The following is a 3,436-nucleotide window of genomic DNA, read 5'->3' as shown; positions in this document are numbered from 1 at the left end:
TTTGGTCAAAAATCCCAAACTTACATCTTTGGCGAACAATTACCAGAAGCTGAATTGAATTGGTTAGTTGAAGAAATCCGAGCTTGGTTGGATGTCAAATCTAGTGATTCATCACCAAGTCCAGAAGTTTGAAGGTTTAAAGTTGAAGGTTTAAGGTTGAAGGTTGAAGGTTGAAGGCAAAATAAAAAACCAATCAATACCGAAATTCAGCAACTAAGGCTAGATAGAGACGATGATTTTGCCAGCCTCATATTTGGTGCTCAACTTAACCAGATGTTTATTTACCATATTTTTGCTTACTTGTCAATTTAATTTTAGATGCGTTTGCCCTGGTCCCTACCCCAGATGCGCCCCATTTTTTGGAGTTGCCCTCATAACACTCATAACAGTTAGTCTTCTTAAGTGTTCTGGATTACCACCACCCGAATTTATAACTTCCAAAGTTCCCTCTAGAAACTTAATCCGACAAGCTTGACGCATTATCTTGCCACTTGAAGTTTTAGGAATGCTACCTGGTTGGATCAATGCTATTGCATAAACCTGTAGTTCGTGTTGCTCCATCAAAGCCTGACGAATATCTCCATTTACTTCATCGAAATCCAGTTTTCGCAGCCAACTTCGCTCCACCTCCTGAACAACGACTAATTTCTCTTCGCCATCTACCTCAACCCCAAATGCTGCCTCAGAATTTTTACGCAGTGCTGGGTGGCTCTGTTCAACCGTAAATTCAATATCCTGAGGATAATGATTTTGACCTCGAATGATGATTACATCCTTCAAGCGCCCAGTGACAAACAGCTGACCATTCTTGATGAACCCCAAGTCACCAGTACGTAGAAATGGACCTTCACCAGTATCTGCTAGATATGCCTCAAATGTATGCTTTGTTTCTTCTGGTCTATTCCAATAACCTTGAGCAACACTTAAATCTGATACCCAAATTTCGCCAACTTCATCTGACGCACACCTAGTTAAAGTATTGAGATTGACGATAATTACTTTTATTCCACAAATCGGGAAACCACAACTAACCACATATCGAGTTCCCTTTTGATTCCCATCGCACTCAACAATCTGATTTTTCTCTAGTGCTGATGCAGCAATTGATGCAATTTCAGGCACATCATTATGAGACTTGGTAGCAACTAACAAAGTTGCTTCTGCAAGACCATAAGCTGGAAAAAAAGCTGTGGCACGGAACCCACAAGGTTCAAATGTTTTAATAAATTTTTCTATAGTGTCTTTACGAATTGGCTCTGCTCCATTACTAGCTGTTTTCCAACTCCTAAGATCTAAATTAGTTAATTGTTCTGATGTAACTTGACGAACACAGTAGTCATAGCCAAAGTTTGGACTTTGGCTATGGGTTACCTTATACTTAGAAATAACCTCTAGCCAGCAGGTCGGTCTTCTAACAAATGTCAATGGTGACATTACGTAACAAGTAATACCAGAATAAATAGGCTGTATAAGTCCATCAATCAAACCATAATCATGGAAGTAAGGCATCCAAGTGGCAGCAATACTATCTGAAGTGTAGTTCCATGCTTGCTTGATATAGGCAGAATGGTGCATTACATTGTTATGGGTCACTACAACTCCTTTCGGCGTAGATGTAGAACCAGAAGTATATTGTAAATAAGCTATGGCATCTAGATTAATTTTTAATTCTTGCCATTGGTTTGCTAGTTGCTCTGATATCTCCTCAGTAAACAACCATAACAACATATTATTATACCCAAAGTCTTTTTGCCATTCACTTGGGAACTGAGAAGAAATTTGAGATGTAGTCAGCACTAGAGAAACTTGGGCATCTTTAACACAAGCTTGAAGTCGAGGCAGAGTTCGCTTCAATCGAATTGCATCAGGTGGAGGAGCCGGAATAGCAATGACTCCTGCATATAAACATCCAAAGAAAGCACAAATGAAATCTAGAGGCTGTGAATAGAGCAGCAATGCTCGTTCCCCCCTGGTTACCCCCATCTCCTGAAGCTGAGCTGCGATTGCTCGTGACCGCTTTTCCAATTCTCCATAAGTCAAGCTGGCTGTCTCTGTTTTTCCATTAGAAATAAAGGTATAAGCTTTTTGGTTCGGTTCATTTGTTCCTCTATAACATAGCAGGTCTATCAAAGAGGTAAATTTTTTATTAGTATTCATAAAATTTGTCCTTCATTAATCATCCATCAATTTCTGAATTTTCGGCGTTACTGGAGTTTAGACTAAAGGGATAGGAGCAAACTATAAACAAACGCCAAAAACCGCCTCAGCGCTCAAAAATCTGAAAATTTCAGCATAGTTCCTAAGTGATTTTATAATTTTTTGGAAAATGACAAAGTTTTTATTACCAGACGACTAATCCTTTGTCTTCAGGTATTATTTAATCTTTCAATATGATTAGTTTTACCAGTTTTTTTTGCTACTTGTTTATGACGCTGTCTTGATGCAAAACGCGAGTGGGGGAACCACGGCAGTCGCTCATGGGGGAAACCCCCAAGACCGCACTGCCTCCCCAAGACCGTAATGGTGCTTTTGACCCGTAATTAAATTCGCCACGGGTCGCACCTCTGCATTGCTTTTGTCGTATTACTGTTCTTGATGCAGTCGCTCATGGGGGAAACCACGGCAGTCGCTCATGGGGGAGACCCCCAAGACCGCGCTGCCTCCCCAAGACCGCGCTGCATCGCTTTTATAAGCTTCCCAAAAATCTGTATAACACACAGCACATTGTCGAACCACTGGAGGGAAAGACTGCTACAGTGTAAAGCTTTGAGTTTTGGAAAATGTGCAATTAATTTTTTGCACCTGCTTAAAGGCAATGTTGTATCACTACATGTTTATCACTACCAATTAATTACCTACTCTGGATCTCTGTAACCCTTACATTGCAAGGGTTTGAGTTTCATTAAATGTGCAATTAATTTTTTGCACCTGCTTAGTTTAGCATAACAGGTACGGAAGAAGCAAATTTGGGCTCTTCCGTACCTGTGGTTAAAAAAGTATCAAAAAGCACCATCTAGAAAATAAACGTGGCTGGAACTGGTGGAATTACGTGATATAAGCTTGCCTTATCACCGCAAAGCCTGAATAGCCCAAATTTTTAAGAAAAAAAATATATTCGGCTAAAGTAAATTTACTTTTTAGTTGGTATAATATGGAGCAATTTGTTAACAGTTAGGTTTTCTGGTAATCAAAGACTTACCTGTTTTTACCACAAAATTATACAAGCTTTTCATAGCAAGCATTTGACCCTGTTTCGTTACCCCGTCAGAACATAGAGGCTGAACAGCTTAACAAAATGTTACACTAAGAAAGTGATTTTCAGAATAGGTTCTGTTAAACTACTGATTGGTAATACTTTGTATCAGTAAAAAAACTAATCAACAAAGTTGTTTTGAATACCATTACAGTAGTAAAATAGAAAGGAGTTAACCCTGAA

At 39.3% G+C, this 3,436-nt stretch carries 1 protein-coding gene and 1 pseudogene; both read right to left on the bottom strand.

Annotated elements, in window-relative coordinates:
- Positions 1 to 336: 336 nt before the first annotated feature.
- Entirely contained in the window at positions 337 to 2,157 is a 1,821-nt protein-coding gene (locus tag F6K49_RS37740) for a fatty acyl-AMP ligase (RefSeq protein WP_293105316.1), read from the bottom strand.
- 152 nt (positions 2,158 to 2,309) lie between these two features.
- A pseudogene (locus tag F6K49_RS37735) lies at positions 2,310 to 2,435 on the bottom strand (IS1 family transposase); the annotation flags it as partial.
- Positions 2,436 to 3,436 lie beyond the last annotated feature (1,001 nt).

It is taken from the genome of Moorena sp. SIO3I6 (assembly GCF_010672095.1).
This window is presented reverse-complemented; position numbering and strand designations above follow the sequence as displayed.